The following is a 17,257-nucleotide window of genomic DNA, read 5'->3' on the forward strand; positions in this document are numbered from 1 at the left end:
TCAAGCGTACGGGGTCCTGTGGGAAACAGGACCCCGTACGAGGTTTCAACGCGGCGCTACGGCGTCAGACGCGGCGGCGCTTCGGCGGACGGCAGCCGTTGTGCGGGGTGGGGGTGACGTCCTGGATCGAGCCGACCTCGATGCCGGTGGCGGACAGCGAACGGATCGCGGTCTCGCGGCCGGAACCCGGGCCCTTGACGAAGACGTCGACCTTGCGCATGCCGTGCTCCATCGCGCGACGGGCAGCGGCCTCGGCGGCCATCTGCGCGGCGAACGGGGTGGACTTGCGCGAGCCCTTGAAACCGACGTGGCCGGCCGAGGCCCAGGAGATCACGTTGCCCTGCGGGTCGGTGATCGAAACGATGGTGTTGTTGAACGTGCTCTTGATGTGGGCGTGCCCGTGAGCGACGTTCTTCTTCTCCTTGCGGCGGATCTTCTTCGCGCCGGCAGCCTGACGACCCTTGGGGGGCATAAGTCTGTTCTCCTACTGAGGTGGTCGGTCCGCTAACCCGCGGGCCGGAGGGATGTCCGGTTACGGGACGGACTACTTCTTGCCCGGCTTCTTCTTGCCGGCGATCGCGCGACGCGGGCCCTTGCGGGTACGCGCGTTGGTGTGGGTGCGCTGACCGCGGACCGGCAGGCCGCGACGGTGACGCAGACCCTCGTAGCAGCCGATCTCGACCTTGCGGCGGATGTCGGCGGCGACGGCACGGCGGAGGTCACCCTCGACCTCGAAGTTCGCGTCCACGAACTTCTGCAGCTTGACGAGGTCGTCCTCGGTGATGTCACGGACGCGGATGTCCGGGTTCACGCCGGTCTCGGCCAGCGCCAGCTGCGCGCGGGTCTTGCCGATGCCGTAGACGTAGGTGAGGGCGATCTCGATCCGCTTCTCGCGGGGGAGATCAACGCCGGAAAGGCGTGCCATTCATGGCTCCTGTGGTTCTTTCAGAGGTCTTGCGTGCCGCCTACTCGATGTCTCTCGACAAGGAGCCCCGGCCTCTGACCGGGGGTGGCAGTCCGTTCGGGGAACGGATCGGGCGGCCCGCTTATGACGTTGTGCGCGTCGCGCGAAGTACTACGAGAAATGCTGGGGCGAGGATCAGCCCTGGCGCTGCTTGTGGCGCAGGTTGTCGCAGATCACCATGACCCGGCCGTGGCGGCGGATCACCTTGCACTTGTCGCAGATCTTCTTGACGCTCGGCTTGACCTTCATGATTCAGGTTCTCCGGGGTCTAGATCTGGAGCGATTTACTTGTATCGGTAGACGATCCGGCCGCGGGTCAGGTCGTAGGGAGAGAGCTCCACGACGACCCGGTCATCCGGGAGGATGCGGATGTAGTGCATGCGCATCTTGCCGCTGATGTGCGCGAGGACCTTGTGACCGTTCTGCAGCTCGACCTTGAACATCGCGTTCGGAAGAGACTCGATCACGGTGCCCTCGATCTCAATGGCGCCTTGCTTCTTAGCCATGAACTGCGAGATCCACCCTTCGGGGTCCGGCTACCGTATGCGGAACGCTCGTGCGAACCAGGCTTCACCTCGTCCCGGCAGGGATGAGGGCGTGCCGAAACACGCTACGAGAGAGCCGACAGTCCATGCTACACGCTCAGAGAGCGGTCGCTGCCACCGGCTCCACGTGCGCGGTGCAGGCCGAGCAGCGGCGGGCGGCCTGCGGTATCTCGGTCAGGCACTCGGGGCACGGGCGCTTGGGGGTCTTCGGCTTCTTCGGCAGGTAGCGCTCGGTGGCCTTGGTCACCGGCAGCACCACGCAGAAGTAGAGCACCGCGGCGGTCATCGTGAACGCGATCAGCACGTTCAGGAACTGTCCGTACGGGAACGTGACGCTCGCCACCGTGAACTTGTACGAGCTGAAGTCGCCGGCCGCCCCGACCACCACACCCACGAGGGGGGTGAGGAAGGCCGAGACGAAGCCGGTGACGACGGCGGTGAAGGCCGCACCGATCACCACACCGACGGCCATGTCGATCACGTTGCCGCGCATCATGAAGTCGCGGAAACCCTTGAGCACTGCTCGCTCCCCTGCCTGATTCGTCCCTGGTCTTCGAACCAGAGACGATACCGGCTAGCCGAGCGGGTCAGGAGCCGCCTGCACGCCGAGCTTGGCCAGCTCCGCCTTCCCGCCGTCGAAGGCGGTCAGCACCAGCGGGCCCTGCTCGGTGACGGCCACCGAGTGCTCCCAGTGCGAGGCCCAGGTGCCGTCGTCGGTGACGACCGTCCAGTCGTCCTCCAGCACGGTGGTGTGCGGAGTGCCGAGGCTCACCATCGGCTCGATCGCCAGCACGGTGCCGGGCACCAGCTTCATGCCCTTGCCGCGGCCGGCGACGTAGTTCAGCACGTGCGGCTCCATGTGCATCGCGGTGCCGATGCCGTGGCCGCCGTACCCCTCGGTGATGCCCCACTTGCCCTTGGGCGGCAGCGGCTGGCGGCGGATGAAGCCCTCGATCGCCCGGGAGACGTCGACCAGCCGGTTGCCCTTCTTCATCTGGGCGATGCCGGCCCACATGGAGCCCTCGGTGACCCGGGAGAGCATCTCGTTCTCCTGGGCGGTGGCGCCGACCGCGACCGTGATCGCCGCGTCGCCGTGCCAGCCGTCCAGGATCGCGCCGCAGTCGATCGAGATCAGGTCGCCCTCGCGGAGCACCCGCTCGCCGGGGATGCCGTGGACGACCTCCTCGTTCACCGAGGCGCAGATCACGCCCGGGAACCACAGGCCGCCGTGGTCGGCGCGGAAGTTCGAGGTGGCGCCGTGGTCGGTGATGACCTTGTCGGCGATGTCGTTCAGGTCCTGGGTGGTGATGCCCGGGGCCACCGCCTCCCGGCACGCCTTCAGCGCCTCGGCGACGACCAGCCCGGCCGCCCGCATCTTCGCGATCTGCTCGGGGGTCTTGATCTCCACCATCTGGTCAACGCCTTCCGTCTGCTTCTCGTCTGCTTCGCTACCAACGGTACGACGCACGGACGGCCGGGAAGCCCCACTGGGCTTCCCGGCCGTCCGGCGACGTCGTGCGTCAGTCGTTCTTCTTGAGGGCGGCGACCGCGCGCTCGGTCACCTCGTCGACCTTCCCCAGGGCGGAGATGGTCACCAGGAGGCCCTGCTCCTGGTAGTAGCCGATGATCGGCTCGGTCTTGGAGTGGTACTCCTCCAGCCGGACCCGCACGGCCTCCTCGGTGTCGTCCGAGCGCTGGTACAGCTCGCCGCCGCACTCGTCGCAGACGCCCTCGGTCTTCGGCGCGTTGTAGTCCACGTGGAAGACGTGGGCGCCGTTGGTGCGGCAGAGCCGGCGGCCGGCGATCCGCTTGACGACCTCGTCCTCGGGGACCTCCAGGTCGAGCACACCGTCGAGGGCGATGCCCTCGGTGGCCAGGATCTCGTCCAGGGCCTTGGCCTGGCCGAGGTTGCGGGGGAAGCCGTCCAGCAGGAAGCCGTTCGCGGCGTCCTCCTGGAGCATCCGGTCCTTGGCCATCCCGATGGTGACCTCATCCGGCACCAGGCGACCCGCGTCCATGTACGCCTTCGCCTCAAGGCCCAGCTTGGTGCCCTGGCTGATGTTGGCGCGGAACAGGTCTCCGGTGGAGATGTGGGGAATGGACAGGGTCTTGGCCAGAACGTGCGCCTGAGTACCCTTCCCGGCCCCGGGGGGTCCGACGAGGACGATTCGCATCAGCGGAGGAACCCTTCGTAATTGCGCTGCTGGAGCTGGCTCTCGATCTGCTTCACAGTTTCGAGTCCAACGCCTACGACGATGAGGACGGAGGTGCCGCCGAACGGGAAGTTGGTCTGCTGTCCGAAGGCGACCAGGGCGATCATCGGGATGAGGGCGATCAGGCCCAGGTAGAGCGAACCCGGCCACGTGATGCGGGTGAGCACGTAGTTCAGGTACTCGGCCGTGGGGCGGCCGGCCCGGATGCCCGGGATGAACCCACCATACTTCTTCATATTGTCGGCAACTTCTTCGGGGTTGAAGGAGATGGCGACGTAGAAGAAGGCGAAGAACACGATCAGCACGAAGTACGTGAGCATGTAGATCGGGTGGTCACCGCGGACGAAGTTGGTCCGGATCCAGGTGGCCCAACCGGCCTGGGAGTTGGTCAGCTGTACGACCAGCGCAGGGATGTACAGCAGCGACGAGGCGAAGATGACCGGAATCACACCGGCCTGGTTCACCTTGAGCGGGATGTAGGTCGAGGTGCCGCCGAACGCACGGCGGCCGATCATGCGCTTCGCGTACTGGACCGGGATCCGACGCTGTGCCTGCTCCACGAAGATGACCAGGCAGACGACGATGATGCCGACCGCGACGACCGCGAAGAACTCGCCCCAGCCGTCCAGCAGCTTGCCGGACTGCTTGATCGCCCACATCGAACCGGGGAAGCCCGCCGCGATCGAGGTGAAGATCAGGATGGACATGCCGTTGCCGATACCGCGGTCGGTGATCAGCTCGCCCAGCCACATGATCACGGTGGTGCCGGCGGTCATGATGATCACCATGGTGGCGATCCGGAAGACCGAGGTGTCCGGCACGATGTCGCTCGCGTACTGGCAGCCGGAGAACAGCGCGCCGCTGGACGCGGTCGCGAGGATGCCGGTGCCCTGGAGCACCGCGAGCGCGATGGTCAGGTAGCGGGTGTACTGGGTGATCTTCGCGGTACCGGCCTGGCCCTCCTTCTTCAGCGCCTCGAGCCGCGGGATGACCACGGTGAGGAGCTGGAGGATGATGCTGGCCGTGATGTACGGCATGATGCCGAGGGCGAAGATCGTCAACTGCAGCAGCGCGCCGCCGCTGAACAGGTTGACGAGCCCGAACAGCCCCTGCTTGGTGTCCTTCACGCACGCGTTGACCGCGGTGAAGTTGACGCCGGGTACGGGGATGTGGGCGCCCAGCCGGAACAGCACCATGATGCCCAGCGTGAACAGCAGCTTCTTGCGCAGGTCGGGCGTCTGGAACGCCCGCGCGAACGCACTGAGCACGGTGCCTCCTGCGCCTCCCGCGCGTCGTCGGCGGAAGGGTCGGTCCTGATGTGGGGATAGTGAACTTCACGGACTCTAACAGTGCCCGGCCTGTCCACAGAAGCGTGGACGCCCGCTCCCCCACTGACGGGGTACGGCTTGCCCGGATTTGACACGAGAATCACGCGCATACGACACCGGGCCCCGCACCCCCTGGAAGGAGGGCGCGGGGCCCGGTGTCTGCGCTTGGCGTCAGAGCAGCTCGGTGACCGAGCCGCCGGCTGCGGCGATCTTCTCGGCGGCGGAGCCGGAGACGGCGTCGACCGTCACCTGCAGCGCCACGGAGACCTCGCCCTGGCCCAGCACCTTGACGAGCTCGTTCTTGCGAACGGCGCCCTTGGCGACCAGGTCGGCCACGGTGACCTCGCCACCGTTCGGGTAGAGCTCGGCCAGCTTGTCCAGGTTCACGACCTGGAACTGCTTGTGGGCCGGGTTCTTGAAGCCCTTCAGCTTCGGGAGGCGCATGTGGAGCGGCATGGCGCCACCCTGGAAGCGCTCCGGAACCTGGTAACGGGCCTTGGTGCCCTTGGTACCACGACCTGCGGTCTTACCCTTGGAACCCTCACCACGACCGACGCGGATCTTCTCGGTCTTGGCGCCGGGGGCCGGGCGCAGGTTGTGGATCTTGATCGGGTTGTCGCCCATGTCAGTCCACCTCCTCGACCGTGACGAGGTGACGAACGGTGTGGACCATGCCGCGGATCTCCGGGCGGTCCTCCTTCACCACGGTGTCGTTCAGCCGCTTGAGGCCGAGCGAACGGAGGGTGTCACGGTGGTTCTGCTTGCTACCGATGTACGACTTGGTCTGGGTGACCTTCAGGCGAGCCATCAGGCGCTCACCCCAGCCGCACGGGCCCGGAGCAGCGCGGCCGGGGCCACGTCCTCCAGGGGCAGGCCACGACGGGCAGCGATCTCCTCGGGGCGCACGAGACCCTTCAGAGCGGCCACGGTGGCGTGCACGATGTTGATCGCGTTGTCCGAGCCGAGCGACTTCGACAGGATGTCGTGAACGCCGGCGCACTCCAGGACGGCACGCACCGGGCCACCGGCGATAACACCGGTACCGGGGGAAGCCGGCTTCAGGAGCACGACGCCAGCGGCCTTCTCGCCCTGGATCGGGTGCGGGATGGTGCCCTGGATACGGGGAACCTTGAAGAAGTTCTTCTTGGCCTCCTCAACGCCCTTGGCGATGGCGGCCGGAACCTCCTTCGCCTTCCCGTAACCGACACCCACGGTGCCGTCACCGTCGCCCACCACGACCAGCGCGGTGAAGCTGAAACGACGACCACCCTTGACAACCTTGGCCACACGGTTGATGGCGACAACGCGCTCGACGTAAGCGGTCTTCTCGGCGACCGGGGCGCCGCCCCGCTCGTCGCGCTTACGGTCGCGCCGCTCGCCACCCGTGCCGCCGCCGGCGCCGCTACCGCGGCGCTGGGGTCCAGCCATTGGAATTACCTCTCTCGTTTACGTCCGTCGACAGAGTCGACGAGCGGCTTAGAAGTCGAGCCCGGCCTCACGGGCCGCGTCCGCCAGGGCGGCGATGCGGCCGGCGTACCGGTTGCCCGCGCGGTCGAAGACGACCGACTCGACGCCGGCGGCCTTGGCACGCTCGGCGACCAGGCTTCCGACCTTCTTGGCCAGCTCGGTCTTGTCGCCCTCGGTGCCCTTGATGGACACGTCGAGGGTGGACGCCGACGCCAGGGTGTGACCCTTGGCGTCGTCGATGACCTGGGCGACCATGTGGCGGTTCGAACGCGTCACGACGAGGCGCGGACGCACCTCGGTGCCGACGACGCGCTTGCGAACGCGGATCGCGCGGCGCTTGCGAGCGGCGCTCTTGTAGGCGTTGCCCTTGCCGATCTTGACAGAGACGCTCATCGCTTACTTACCACTCTTTCCGACCTTGCGGCGGATGACCTCGCCCGCGTACTTGACGCCCTTGGCCTTGTACGGGTCGGGCTTGCGCAGCTTGCGGATCTTAGCGGCGACCTCGCCGACCTTCTGCTTGTCGATGCCGTCCACGTGGAACTTGGTCGGCGACTCGACGACGAAGGAGATGCCCTCCGGCGCGGGGACCAGGATCGGGTGGCTGTAGCCCAGCGCGAACTCCATGTCGGAGCCCTTCGCCGTGACTCGGTAACCAACACCGCTGATCTCCAGCGACTTGCGGTAGCCCGCGGTCACGCCGGTGATCATGTTCGCCACCAGCGTGCGGGTCAGGCCGTGCAGGGCCTTCGACTGCCGCTCGTCGTTGGGGCGGGAGACGAGCAGGGTGCCGTCCTCGCCCTTGCCGACCTCGATCGGCGCGGCAACGACGTGGGTGAGGGTGCCCTTGGGGCCCTTCACCGACACCTCGCGGCCATCGATGGTGACGTCCACGCCGGCGGGAACCGAGATGGGCAGCCGTCCAATGCGAGACATTGCTGTACCTCCGTTTCCCGAATTACCAGACGTAGGCGAGAACTTCTCCGCCTACGCCCTTCTTGGCGGCCTGCTTGTCCGTGAGGAGACCCGAGGACGTGGAGATGATCGCCACGCCCAGGCCGCCGAGGACCTTCGGCAGGTTGGTGGACTTTGCGTAAACGCGCAGACCCGGCTTGCTGATGCGCTTGATGCCGGCGATGGAGCGCTCACGGTTGGGGCCGAACTTGAGCTCGATGGTCAGCTTCTTGCCGACCTCGCCCTCGACGGGCTCCTCAACCTTGTAGGAGGAGATGTACCCCTCCTGCTGCAGGATCTCGGCGACGTGCGCCTTGATCTTGCTGGCCGGCATCGCCACGGAGTCGTGGTACGCCGAGTTCGCGTTACGCAGACGCGTGAGCATGTCTGCGATGGGGTCGGTCATGGTCATGGTGGCCTCAGGCCTCTCCCGCCGTGGTTTCTCCGCACCAGGTCCCCCTCCGCGCACTCGGACAAGAGTGCGAAAGGGGCACAAGCGCAGGGGACCTACGACGTAGTAAGACATGGGTGCGAGCCCTCAAAGGAGAGCCGCGAGCATCCATGGAGATGCCGCGGCAGGGGGCCCGACCCCACTACCTTACGGGATCCCTGGCGGGAACCCAAAAGCGGTGGAGCCGGGCACGCCTGCTTCGCGTGTGCGGTGCCTAGGGCTGCTGGATTACCAGGAGCTCTTGGTCACGCCCGGCAGCTCGCCGCGGTGCGCCATCTCACGGAGGCACACACGGCACAGGCCGAACTTGCGGTACACCGAGTGCGGACGGCCGCAGCGCTGGCACCGGGTGTACGCCCGGACGCCGAACTTCGGCTTGCGCTCGGACTTAGCGATAAGGGCCTTCTTCGCCATGGCTCACGCCTCCTTGAACGGGAAGCCCAGAGCGCGCAGCAGCGCCCGGCCCTCATCGTCGGTCTGAGCGGTGGTCACGACGGTGATGTCCATACCGCGCTGACGGTCGACCTTGTCCTGGTCGATCTCGTGGAACATGACCTGCTCGGTGAGACCGAAGGTGTAGTTGCCACGGCCGTCGAACTGCTTCGGCGAGAGGCCGCGGAAGTCACGGATACGCGGCAGGGCCAGCGACACCAGACGGTCCACGAACTCCCACATGCGGTCACCACGGAGGGTGACGTGGGCACCGATCGGCTGGCCCTCGCGCAGCTTGAACTGCGCGATGGACTTGCGGGCCTTGGTGACGGCCGGCTTCTGACCGGTGATCGCGGTCAGGTCCTTGATGGCACCCTCGATCAGCTTGCTGTCACGGGCGGCCTCGCCGACACCCATGTTGACCACGACCTTGACCAGGCCGGGGATCAGCATGACGTTCTCGTACGAGAACTGCTCGTGCAGCTGACCCTTGATCTCGGAGTTGTAACGCTCCTTGAGACGGGGGGTCACCTTCTCAACAGTCGTCTCAGACATCAGATGTCCTCACCGGTCCGCTTGGCAACGCGGATCTTGTTGCCCTGGTCGTCAAAGCGGTAGCCGACCCGGGTGACGACCTTCTTGCCGTCCTTCTCCACGACCAGCTGGACGTTGGAGACGTGCACCGGGGCCTCGACGGTCACGATGCCACCCTGGGTGCCGGGGCCCGGCTTGGTGTGCTTCTTGACCCGGTTGACACCCTCGACGAGGACCTTGTTCTCAGCGGGGATGGCCTGGATGACCTTGCCCTGCTTGCCCTTGTCCTTGCCGGTGATGACCTGGACCAGGTCACCCTTCTTGATCTTCATGCTGTTCGCCATGGGTTAGAGCACCTCCGGCGCAAGCGAGATGATCTTCATGAACTTCTTGTCGCGCAGCTCGCGGCCCACCGGGCCGAAGATGCGGGTACCGCGGGGGTCGCCATCAGCGTTCTTGATGACGACGGCGGCGTTCTCGTCGAAGCGGATGTACGAGCCATCCGGACGACGACGCGACTTGACGGTGCGGACGACGACGCACTTGACGACGTCACCCTTCTTCACCGAACCACCGGGGATCGCGTCCTTGACGGTCGCGACGATGACGTCCCCGATACCGGCGTAGCGACGACCGGAGCCGCCGAGAACGCGGATGCAGAGAATCTCCTTGGCACCCGTGTTGTCGGCGACACGCAGTCGCGACTCCTGCTGGATCACAGCTTTCTCCTGATCGTCAACGAGAGTCGACGGGCCGGCCGCTGCTCACACCAGCATCCGTGGACCTGGTGCACATACGGCCGTACCTCATCGGCTTCGTTACTTGGCCTTCTCGAGGATCTCGACGACGCGCCAGCGCTTCGTCGCGGACAGCGGCCGGGTCTCCATGAGGAGGACACGGTCGCCGATGCCGCACGCGTTCTGCTCGTCGTGCGCCTTCAGCTTGCTGGTACGGCGGATGACCTTGCCGTACAGCGCGTGCTTGACGCGGTCCTCGACGGCGACGACGACGGTCTTGTCCATCTTGTCGCTGACGACGAGACCCTCGCGGGTCTTGCGGAAACCGCGCGTCTCGTTGGTGTTCTCAGTCATCAGGCGTTCTCCACCGTCTCGATGCCCAGCTCGCGCTCGCGCATCAGGGTGTAGATCCGCGCGATGTCCTTACGGACCAGCCGGAGCCGGCCGTGGTTGTCGAGCTGCCCGGTCGCCGCCTGGAAGCGGAGGTTGAACAGCTCCTCCTTGGCCTCACGCAGCTTGGCAACGAGACCCTCGTTGTCCAGCTGGCGAAGCTCAGCAGCCTTGGTAGCGGCCGACATCAGCTCTCACCGTCCTCGCGCCGAACGATCCGGCACTTCATCGGAAGCTTGTGCGCGGCACGCGTGAGCGCCTCGCGGGCAATCTTCTCGTTCGGGTACGACAGTTCGAACATGACCCGACCCGGGTGCACGTTCGCGATCCACCACTCCGGCGAACCCTTACCGGAACCCATGCGGGTCTCGGCCGGCTTCTTGGTCAGCGGGCGGTCCGGGTAGATGTTGATCCAGACCTTGCCGCCACGACGGATGTGACGGGTGATCGCGATACGAGCGGACTCGATCTGACGGTTCGTCACGTAGGCCGGGGTCACGGCCTGGATGCCGAACTGGCCGAACGCCAGCTCGGTGCCACCCTTCGAGGCGCCGCGGCGCTTCGGGTGGTGCTGCTTGCGGTGCTTGACCCGACGGGGGATCAGCATGTCGGTCAGGCCTCCGTTCCGGTGTTCTCAGCAGCCGGCGCCTCGACGGCCGGGGCCGCGGGGGCCTCGGCAGCGGCGGGACGGCGGCCACGGCCACCGCGCTCGCCACCGCGGCGCTCGCCACCGCGGGCGGGACGACCACCCTCGGGACGGGCCGGGCGGTTGCCCGAGCGGGCAGCGGCGTTCTCAGCGCGGACCTCGGCGATGTTCTTGACGTCGCCCTTGTAGATCCAGACCTTCACGCCGATGCGGCCGAAGGTGGTCTTGGCCTCGAAGAAGCCGTAGTCGACGTTCGCGCGCAGGGTGTGCAGCGGCACACGGCCCTCGCGGTAGAACTCCGAACGGCTCATCTCGGCGCCGCCGAGACGACCGGAGCACTGAACCTTGATGCCCTTGGCACCGGCCTTCATCGTCGACTGCATGCTCTTGCGCATGGCGCGACGGAAGGAGACGCGGGAGGACAGCTGCTCAGCAACACCCTGAGCCACGAGCTGGGCGTCCAGCTCGGGGTTCTTGACCTCGAGGATGTTCAGCTGGACCTGCTTGCCGGTCAGCTTCTCGAGGTTGCCGCGGATCTTGTCGGCCTCCGCACCACGGCGGCCGATCACGATGCCCGGGCGGGCGGTGTGGATGTCCACGCGGACGCGGTCACGGGTGCGCTCGATCTCGACCTTGGAGATGCCGGCGCGCTCCATGCCCTTCGTCATGAGACGCCGGATGGCGACGTCTTCCTTGACGTAGTCCTTGTACAGCTTGTCGGCGTACCAGCGGGACTTGAAGTCCGTGCTGATGCCGAGGCGGAACCCGTGCGGGTTAACCTTCTGGCCCATTACCGGGTCCCTTCCTTGCTGCTGACGACCACGGTGATGTGGCTGGTCCGCTTGCGGATCCGGTAGGCGCGGCCCTGGGCGCGCGGACGGAACCGCTTCAGGGTCGGACCCTCGTCGACGTAGGCCTCGGAGATGTAGAGGCTGTTCACGTCGCTGTGGTTGTAGTTGTGCGCGGCGTTGGCAATGGCGCTGTCGAGCACCTTGCCGACCGGCACGGTGGCGGCCTGCGGAGCGAAACGCAGGACGGCCTGGGCCTCCGTGGCGTTGAGGCCACGGATGAGGTCCACCACGCGGCGGGCCTTCATGGGCGTGACGCGGATGTACCGCGCCTGGGCCCTGGCTTCCATGGTTGTCCCCTTAATGGAGTAAGTCATTGAGTCGTTCTGGCGCTAAAGCTCGCGGAGCGACTAGCGACGCTTCGACTTGCGGTCTTCCTTCACGTGCCCCTTGAAGGTGCGCGTGGGAGCGAACTCGCCGAGCTTGTGGCCGACCATCGACTCGGTGACGAACACCGGGACGTGCTTGCGGCCATCGTGGACCGCGATCGTGTGGCCCAGCATGGCCGGGGAGATCACGGAACGACGGGACCAGGTCTTGATGACGTTCTGCGTGCCCGCCTCGTTCTGCACGTCCACCTTCTTCTGAAGGTGGTCGTCGATGAAGGGGCCCTTCTTGAGACTGCGCGGCATCTGACCTGCTCCTAGCGCTTCTTGTTGGTCTTGCGGCGGCGCACGATGAGCTTGTCCGACGCCTTGTTCGGGCGACGGGTGCGGCCCTCGGGCTTGCCCCACGGCGAGACCGGGTGGCGACCACCGGAGGTCTTACCCTCACCACCACCGTGCGGGTGGTCGATCGGGTTCATGGCCACACCACGCACGGTCGGGCGGACGCCCTTCCAGCGCATACGGCCGGCCTTGCCCCAGTTGATGTTCGACTGCTCGGCGTTGCCGACCTCGCCGACGGTCGCGCGGCAGCGCGCGTCCACCAGGCGGATCTCACCGGAGGGCATGCGCAGGTGCGCCATCTTGCCCTCACGAGCCAGCAGCTGAATGCCGGAACCCGCGGAGCGGGCCAGCTTGGCGCCACCGCCGGGACGGAGCTCCACCGCGTGGATGGTGGTACCGACCGGGATGTTGCGCAGCGGCAGGTTGTTGCCCGGCTTGATGTCGGCGCCAGCGCCGTTCTCGATCCGGTCACCCTGGGTGATGCCGCGCGGGGCGATGATGTAGCGCTTCTCGCCGTCCGCGTAGTGCAGGAGCGCGATGCGCGCGGTGCGGTTCGGGTCGTACTCGATGTGCGCGACCTTGGCCGGCACGCCGTCCTTGTCGTGACGACGGAAGTCGATCACGCGGTAGGCGCGCTTGTGACCGCCACCCTGGTGGCGAGCAGTGACACGACCGGCGTTGTTACGGCCGCCCTTGCTGTGCAGGGGGCGAACCAGCGACTTCTCCGGCGTGGACCGCGTGATTTCGACGAAGTCGGCCACGCTGGAGCCACGGCGGCCCGGCGTAGTCGGCTTGTACTTGCGGATACCCATTTTAGTCCTCGTCCTAATCGACGATCACGATCCCCGTCAGGCGGAGACCGGACCACCGAAGATGTCGATGCGGTTGCCCTCGGCCAGCGTCACGATGGCGCGCTTGGTGTCCTTGCGCTTACCGAAACCCGTCTTGGAGCGCTTGCGCTTGCCCTGACGGTTCAGCGTGTTGACGGCCTCGACCTTGACCGAGAAGACCGCCTCGACGGCCTGCTTGATCTGGGTCTTGTTGGCACCGGGAGCCACGACGAACGTGTACTTGTTCTCGTCGAGGAGCGAGTAGCTCTTCTCCGAGATGACCGGCTTGATCAGGACGTCACGGGGGTCCGAGTACGTCTTGCTCGTGATCTCTGCAGCCATCAGGCGGCGCTCCCTTCGAGCTCGCCCTCAGCGGCAACGGCCTTGGCGGACGCGGCCGGACCGGCCACGAAACGCTCGAAGGCGGCCTGAGTGAAGACCACATCGTCGGAGACGAGCACGTCGTAGGTGTTCAGCTGGCCCGCGTCCAGGATGTGCACGTGCGCCAGGTTGCGAGCGGACAGCAGACCCAGCTCGTCCTCGCGCTCGACCACCAGGAGGAGGCTCTTGCGCTCGGAGATCTTGGCGAACAGGGCCTTGGCGGCCTTGGTCGACGGCGCCTCGGTCGCGGTCACGCCGGTGACGACGTGGATGCGGTTGTGGCGGGCCCGGTCGGTGAGCGCGCTGCGCAGGGCGGCGGCGATCATCTTCTTCGGGGTCCGCTGCGAGTAGTCGCGCGGCACGGGGCCGTGCACGACGCCACCGCCGACGAACTGCGGCGCGCGGGTCGAGCCCTGACGGGCGCGGCCGGTGCCCTTCTGGCGGTACGGCTTGCGGCCGCCGCCTCGGACCTCGCCGCGGGACTTGACCTTGTGCGTGCCCTGACGGGCCGCGGCCAGCTGAGCCACGACGACCTGGTGCATCAGCGGAACGCTGACCTTGGCGTCGAAGATCTCCGCGGGCAGCTCGAGGCTGCCGGCCTTGTCGCCCGAGGGCGACAGGATGTCAATGGTGCTCATATCCTCACAGCCCCTTCGCCGCGGTGCGGACGAGGACGAGGCCGCCATTCGGGCCCGGGATTGCGCCCTTGATGAGGAGCAGCCCCTTCTCCGCGTCAACGGCGTGGATGGTCAGGTTCTGGGTGGTCACGCGCTCGTGGCCCATCCGGCCGGCCATCTTCATGCCCTTGAACACGCGACCCGGGGTGGCGCAGCCACCGATCGAGCCGGGCGAACGGTGCTTGCGCTGCACGCCGTGACCGGCGCCGAGGCCCCGGAAGTTGTGGCGCTTCATGACACCGGCGAAGCCCTTGCCCTTGGAGGTGCCGGTCACGTCGACCTTGACACCCGCCTCGAACAGCTCGGCGGTGATCTCCTGGCCCAGGGTGTACTCGGACGCGTCCGAGGTACGGAGCTCGACCAGGTGGCGGCGGGGGGTGACACCGGCCTTGGCGAAGTGGCCCTGGAGGGGCTTGTTCACCTTGCGGGGGTCGATCTCGCCGAAGCCGATCTGGACGGCGTCGTAGCCGGCCGGGCTGTCGGCGGTGTGGACCTGGGTCACGACATTGGGCCCAGCCTTGACGACGGTCACCGGGACGACCCGGTTGTTCTCGTCCCAGACCTGGGTCATGCCGAGCTTCTCGCCCAGGATGCCCTTAATCTGCTTAGCCATCTTCGGTGCGCCTCTCAGAGCTTGATCTCGATGTCGACGCCCGCCGGCAGGTCGAGACGCATCAGCGAGTCAACCGTCTTCGGCGTGGGGTCGAGGATGTCGATCAGACGCTTGTGAGTACGCATCTCGAAGTGCTCGCGCGAGTCCTTGTACTTGTGCGGCGAGCGGATGACGCAGTACACGTTCTTCTCAGTGGGCAGCGGCACCGGGCCCGCGACCTGCGCACCAGTACGGATCACCGTCTCGACGATCTTCTTCGCCGAGGAGTCGATGACCTCGTGGTCGTAGGCCTTGAGCCGGATGCGGATCTTCTGTCCCGCCATGGCTACTCAGTAGTCCTTTGTGTCGTCCGTTGCTTCACGACCGCTTCTCCGACCCCCGCGCTCGGGCGTGTCGCCCTTGCGCTTGCAAAAAAACCGGCGAAGACATCTCGTCGGTTTGGAACTGCCGGGGTTTGGTGAAGCTCCGGGTCGAGGCCCCGCACACGCTTCCCGGAAGATTCCCGTACGTCCGCCCCGCAGCTGCCGCGGTGTCGACTTCACACCACTGCATTCACATACAGCACGTGAACACATGAACGGCCATCACGGGAACGACGAGTACATGGGACTCGCTTCCGGTCCTCCCGGCGGGAGGCGCGCAGCATCGGCACTCAACCGAGCAACTTGGACATACTGCCACAGGCGTGGAGCGGAAAGCCAATCGGGGCCGGCGTGGCACGCGCCACGCCGGCCCCGACCGGAGGTTCACCCGCTCGTCACCAGGGACGGGCCCGGCCGCAGATCGCCCACCACTCGTCCTCCTTCTCGGTCTTCGTCGCGTTGCCGCAGAACAGCTTCCCGCTGTCCGGACCGAAGGTGTACTCGGAGAGCTCCGTGTTGATCGGCGAGCACTTGCCGCCGGAGTACTTGGGGCACTGGCCGTTCTGCTGCTTGATGAAGTGCGCCCGGTAGGCGTCCAGGCCCAGGTCCTCGACGCCCTTCTCGGTGCTCGGCATGTAGCGGTTGGCCGACCAGGAGGCGCCCATGGTGGTGAACAGCGCCAGCACGCAGAGCGCGCCCGCCGTGAGCTTCGCCACGCCGGGGGTGATCCGAGCCACCGTGGGGCGCGAGGTCCGATCCTCGCGCGCCTCGTCGAGGCCGCGGACCCAATTGGCGATCCGGCCGCTGGTGAACATCAGGCCCAGCACCGCCAGCACGATGAGGCTGTACATGATGATCCAGGTGGTCCGCGGGTAGAGCTGGACCGCCTGGTCGTGCTCCATGTGCGAAGCGAACCAGAAGCGCAGCAGCCAGGCGCTGATCAGACCGGCCGCGGCGGTGCGCACCGCGATGCTGCGCAGGCCGAGGGCCAGCGCCAGGCCGACCGCGGCCAGCAGCAGCAGGGTGAAGGCGCTCTGACCGGCGAACTCCCCCTGCGGGGGGAACACGTGGTAATTCTCGTGGCCCTGCCGGTCTGAGACCCAGCCCATCACGTAGGCGGGGTCGATGTAGGTCATGACGTAGGCGTAGCGGTCCTTGGTGGTCGCGCCGAGCCGGACGATCTGGATCAGCAGCGGCGAGCCGACCACGCCGGCCGCCAGCAGGGTGGCGCCGAGGTAGGTCAGCGCCGCCTTGAGCCGCGCCGCGCCGCCGCGCCACGGCACCAGGAAGAGCGCGAGCACCAGGACACCGGGCGCGGTCCAGATGAACCAGCCGGAGTACCAGAGGAACAGCACGCCGAAGACGGCGCCGAAGCCCACCCCGCGCAGCAGCCGGGAGCGCAGCGACAGCTCGTGCACGCGGCCCAGCTCGCGCAGGCAGCCGGCCACCATCGGGACCAGCACGATCATGGTGGCGTGACTGTACGGCCGGATCGGGTCCATGAAGAGCACCGCGGAGGGCGCGGCGATCAGCAGCGCCCAGAACGGGCGCAGCATCAGGCGCCAGGCCAGGTAGGCCAGCGGTCCGGCCAGCGCGGTGCACAGCAGCTGGAGGTCCTGCATGGCGTACCCGACGCCGACGACACCGTTGTGGAACCACTTGGCGGTCAGCGCGAGGACGGCGGGGAACAGCGGCGGGTAGACGCCCGGGAGCAGGCCCTTGCCGTTCATCATGTCGTTGGCCATGCCCATGACGTTGCCGGGGTCGCCCTCCTGGCCGCCGAGGCCGAAGGGCGTCCCGTTCAGGGCGACGGCGATGCCGGCCGCCACCGCACCGGTGGACAGGCCCGCGAGCGCGGCGCAGACCAGGCGCTGGATCACCTGGTAGCGGGCCGGCGCACCCCGGTAGGCGGTGTACAGCAGCAGCGCGAGGACCGGCAGGCCGAGGAAGGCGCCGTACTGCTGCACCTTGGCCAGGCCGCTGACCTGGCCGACCCGGTTGAGCGGGTTGACGCTGATGTGCTGGCCGAGGCGCAGAAACACCAACGCGGCGACCACGGCGACCACGGCCTCCAGGGCACGCAGTTGCCAGGGCTTCAACCGGAGGATGCGGTCGCCCACGGCGGAGGCCGACGCGCCGAGCCGCGGGCGGCGCCGTTCGGCGGCGCCGTCCGCGCCGCCGACCGGGTCGGTAACCAGATCCGTCATGTCATCCCTC

Annotated in this window: 30 protein-coding genes; all 30 read right to left on the reverse strand. The window is 67.1% G+C overall.

Annotated features, from left to right (window positions below; genetic code table 11):
- Window positions 1-64 precede the first annotated feature (64 nt).
- The 30 genes from rpsK to ABEB06_RS16285 all read right to left on the reverse strand — a co-directional run bounded on the left by rpsK (window position 65) and on the right by ABEB06_RS16285 (window position 17,247).
- Window positions 65-472, reverse strand: a complete 408-nt coding sequence (gene rpsK, locus ABEB06_RS16140; RefSeq protein ID WP_345697565.1) for a 30S ribosomal protein S11 — start codon at window positions 470-472, stop codon at window positions 65-67.
- Between the two features lie 72 nt (window positions 473-544).
- Window positions 545-925, reverse strand: a complete 381-nt coding sequence (gene rpsM, locus ABEB06_RS16145; RefSeq protein WP_345697566.1) for a 30S ribosomal protein S13 — start codon at window positions 923-925, stop codon at window positions 545-547.
- A gap of 174 nt (window positions 926-1,099) precedes the next feature.
- Window positions 1,100-1,213 carry a 50S ribosomal protein L36 gene (gene rpmJ / locus ABEB06_RS16150; protein WP_003956441.1) on the reverse strand — a complete coding sequence of 38 codons (114 nt, stop codon included), beginning with the start codon at window positions 1,211-1,213 and terminating at the stop codon, window positions 1,100-1,102.
- A gap of 35 nt (window positions 1,214-1,248) precedes the next feature.
- Window positions 1,249-1,470, reverse strand: coding sequence for a translation initiation factor IF-1 (gene infA / locus ABEB06_RS16155; protein WP_003956442.1), 222 nt, complete (start codon window positions 1,468-1,470; stop codon window positions 1,249-1,251).
- Window positions 1,471-1,606: 136 nt separating this feature from the next.
- Window positions 1,607-2,029: a large conductance mechanosensitive channel protein MscL gene (mscL, locus tag ABEB06_RS16160; RefSeq protein WP_345697567.1), complete on the reverse strand. Its 423-nt coding sequence runs from the start codon at window positions 2,027-2,029 to the stop codon at window positions 1,607-1,609.
- Between the two features lie 54 nt (window positions 2,030-2,083).
- A complete protein-coding gene (gene map, locus ABEB06_RS16165) occupies window positions 2,084-2,920 on the reverse strand; it encodes a type I methionyl aminopeptidase (protein ID WP_345697568.1) in 837 nt (278 codons plus the stop codon).
- Between the two features lie 109 nt (window positions 2,921-3,029).
- The gene (locus ABEB06_RS16170) at window positions 3,030-3,683 is read right to left on the reverse strand and encodes an adenylate kinase (protein WP_345697569.1); all 654 of its coding nucleotides are present in this window, start codon (window positions 3,681-3,683) and stop codon (window positions 3,030-3,032) included.
- Entirely contained in the window at window positions 3,683-4,990 is a 1,308-nt protein-coding gene (gene secY, locus ABEB06_RS16175; RefSeq protein WP_345697570.1) for a preprotein translocase subunit SecY, read from the reverse strand. Before secY ends, ABEB06_RS16170 begins: the two co-directional genes overlap by 1 nt.
- Before the next feature lie 231 nt (window positions 4,991-5,221).
- A complete protein-coding gene (gene rplO / locus ABEB06_RS16180; protein WP_345697571.1) occupies window positions 5,222-5,674 on the reverse strand; it encodes a 50S ribosomal protein L15 in 453 nt (150 codons plus the stop codon).
- Window position 5,675: 1 nt separating this feature from the next.
- Window positions 5,676-5,858 (reverse strand): 50S ribosomal protein L30, encoded by a 183-nt coding sequence (gene rpmD / locus ABEB06_RS16185; protein ID WP_014136270.1) that lies wholly within the window; start codon window positions 5,856-5,858, stop codon window positions 5,676-5,678.
- Window positions 5,858-6,478, reverse strand: a complete 621-nt coding sequence (gene rpsE, locus ABEB06_RS16190; protein WP_030457410.1) for a 30S ribosomal protein S5 — start codon at window positions 6,476-6,478, stop codon at window positions 5,858-5,860. The genes rpmD and rpsE overlap by 1 nt, the downstream gene beginning before the upstream one ends.
- 48 nt (window positions 6,479-6,526) lie before the next feature.
- Window positions 6,527-6,910 (reverse strand): 50S ribosomal protein L18, encoded by a 384-nt coding sequence (rplR, locus tag ABEB06_RS16195; protein WP_253797177.1) that lies wholly within the window; start codon window positions 6,908-6,910, stop codon window positions 6,527-6,529.
- Between the two features lie 3 nt (window positions 6,911-6,913).
- On the reverse strand, window positions 6,914-7,453 hold the full coding sequence (gene rplF, locus ABEB06_RS16200) for a 50S ribosomal protein L6 (RefSeq protein WP_345697572.1): 540 nt from the start codon (window positions 7,451-7,453) through the stop codon (window positions 6,914-6,916).
- Between the two features lie 22 nt (window positions 7,454-7,475).
- Window positions 7,476-7,883, reverse strand: a complete 408-nt coding sequence (gene rpsH / locus ABEB06_RS16205) for a 30S ribosomal protein S8 (RefSeq protein ID WP_030055831.1) — start codon at window positions 7,881-7,883, stop codon at window positions 7,476-7,478.
- 267 nt (window positions 7,884-8,150) lie between these two features.
- The gene (locus ABEB06_RS16210) at window positions 8,151-8,336 is read right to left on the reverse strand and encodes a type Z 30S ribosomal protein S14 (RefSeq protein WP_008747480.1); all 186 of its coding nucleotides are present in this window, start codon (window positions 8,334-8,336) and stop codon (window positions 8,151-8,153) included.
- A gap of 3 nt (window positions 8,337-8,339) precedes the next feature.
- Window positions 8,340-8,909 carry a 50S ribosomal protein L5 gene (gene rplE, locus ABEB06_RS16215; RefSeq protein ID WP_345697573.1) on the reverse strand — a complete coding sequence of 190 codons (570 nt, stop codon included), beginning with the start codon at window positions 8,907-8,909 and terminating at the stop codon, window positions 8,340-8,342.
- The gene (gene rplX / locus ABEB06_RS16220) at window positions 8,909-9,220 is read right to left on the reverse strand and encodes a 50S ribosomal protein L24 (RefSeq protein WP_033214113.1); all 312 of its coding nucleotides are present in this window, start codon (window positions 9,218-9,220) and stop codon (window positions 8,909-8,911) included. The genes rplE and rplX overlap by 1 nt, the downstream gene beginning before the upstream one ends.
- 15 nt (window positions 9,221-9,235) lie before the next feature.
- Window positions 9,236-9,607 carry a 50S ribosomal protein L14 gene (rplN, locus tag ABEB06_RS16225; RefSeq protein WP_345697574.1) on the reverse strand — a complete coding sequence of 124 codons (372 nt, stop codon included), beginning with the start codon at window positions 9,605-9,607 and terminating at the stop codon, window positions 9,236-9,238.
- A gap of 99 nt (window positions 9,608-9,706) precedes the next feature.
- The gene (rpsQ, locus tag ABEB06_RS16230; RefSeq protein WP_253797170.1) at window positions 9,707-9,979 is read right to left on the reverse strand and encodes a 30S ribosomal protein S17; all 273 of its coding nucleotides are present in this window, start codon (window positions 9,977-9,979) and stop codon (window positions 9,707-9,709) included.
- Window positions 9,979-10,203 (reverse strand): 50S ribosomal protein L29, encoded by a 225-nt coding sequence (gene rpmC, locus ABEB06_RS16235; RefSeq protein WP_345697575.1) that lies wholly within the window; start codon window positions 10,201-10,203, stop codon window positions 9,979-9,981. Before rpmC ends, rpsQ begins: the two co-directional genes overlap by 1 nt.
- Window positions 10,203-10,622, reverse strand: coding sequence for a 50S ribosomal protein L16 (gene rplP, locus ABEB06_RS16240; RefSeq protein WP_014136280.1), 420 nt, complete (start codon window positions 10,620-10,622; stop codon window positions 10,203-10,205). Before rplP ends, rpmC begins: the two co-directional genes overlap by 1 nt.
- A gap of 5 nt (window positions 10,623-10,627) precedes the next feature.
- On the reverse strand, window positions 10,628-11,452 hold the full coding sequence (gene rpsC, locus ABEB06_RS16245; RefSeq protein WP_345697576.1) for a 30S ribosomal protein S3: 825 nt from the start codon (window positions 11,450-11,452) through the stop codon (window positions 10,628-10,630).
- The gene (rplV, locus tag ABEB06_RS16250; RefSeq protein WP_345697577.1) at window positions 11,452-11,799 is read right to left on the reverse strand and encodes a 50S ribosomal protein L22; all 348 of its coding nucleotides are present in this window, start codon (window positions 11,797-11,799) and stop codon (window positions 11,452-11,454) included. The genes rpsC and rplV overlap by 1 nt, the downstream gene beginning before the upstream one ends.
- A gap of 60 nt (window positions 11,800-11,859) precedes the next feature.
- A complete protein-coding gene (gene rpsS / locus ABEB06_RS16255) occupies window positions 11,860-12,141 on the reverse strand; it encodes a 30S ribosomal protein S19 (RefSeq protein WP_014136283.1) in 282 nt (93 codons plus the stop codon).
- A gap of 11 nt (window positions 12,142-12,152) precedes the next feature.
- Window positions 12,153-12,989, reverse strand: a complete 837-nt coding sequence (gene rplB, locus ABEB06_RS16260) for a 50S ribosomal protein L2 (protein ID WP_207810337.1) — start codon at window positions 12,987-12,989, stop codon at window positions 12,153-12,155.
- 36 nt (window positions 12,990-13,025) lie between these two features.
- Window positions 13,026-13,349 (reverse strand): 50S ribosomal protein L23, encoded by a 324-nt coding sequence (gene rplW / locus ABEB06_RS16265; RefSeq protein ID WP_380230564.1) that lies wholly within the window; start codon window positions 13,347-13,349, stop codon window positions 13,026-13,028.
- On the reverse strand, window positions 13,349-14,026 hold the full coding sequence (gene rplD, locus ABEB06_RS16270) for a 50S ribosomal protein L4 (RefSeq protein ID WP_345697578.1): 678 nt from the start codon (window positions 14,024-14,026) through the stop codon (window positions 13,349-13,351). Before rplD ends, rplW begins: the two co-directional genes overlap by 1 nt.
- Before the next feature lie 4 nt (window positions 14,027-14,030).
- On the reverse strand, window positions 14,031-14,678 hold the full coding sequence (rplC, locus tag ABEB06_RS16275; protein WP_345697579.1) for a 50S ribosomal protein L3: 648 nt from the start codon (window positions 14,676-14,678) through the stop codon (window positions 14,031-14,033).
- Between the two features lie 14 nt (window positions 14,679-14,692).
- Window positions 14,693-15,001: a 30S ribosomal protein S10 gene (gene rpsJ, locus ABEB06_RS16280; protein WP_012785157.1), complete on the reverse strand. Its 309-nt coding sequence runs from the start codon at window positions 14,999-15,001 to the stop codon at window positions 14,693-14,695.
- 434 nt (window positions 15,002-15,435) lie between these two features.
- Entirely contained in the window at window positions 15,436-17,247 is a 1,812-nt protein-coding gene (locus ABEB06_RS16285; protein WP_345697580.1) for a hypothetical protein, read from the reverse strand.
- Window positions 17,248-17,257: the final 10 nt, after the last annotated feature.

Origin of the sequence: Kitasatospora terrestris (genome assembly GCF_039542905.1) — a bacterium.
GTDB lineage: Bacteria > Actinomycetota > Actinomycetes > Streptomycetales > Streptomycetaceae > Kitasatospora > Kitasatospora terrestris.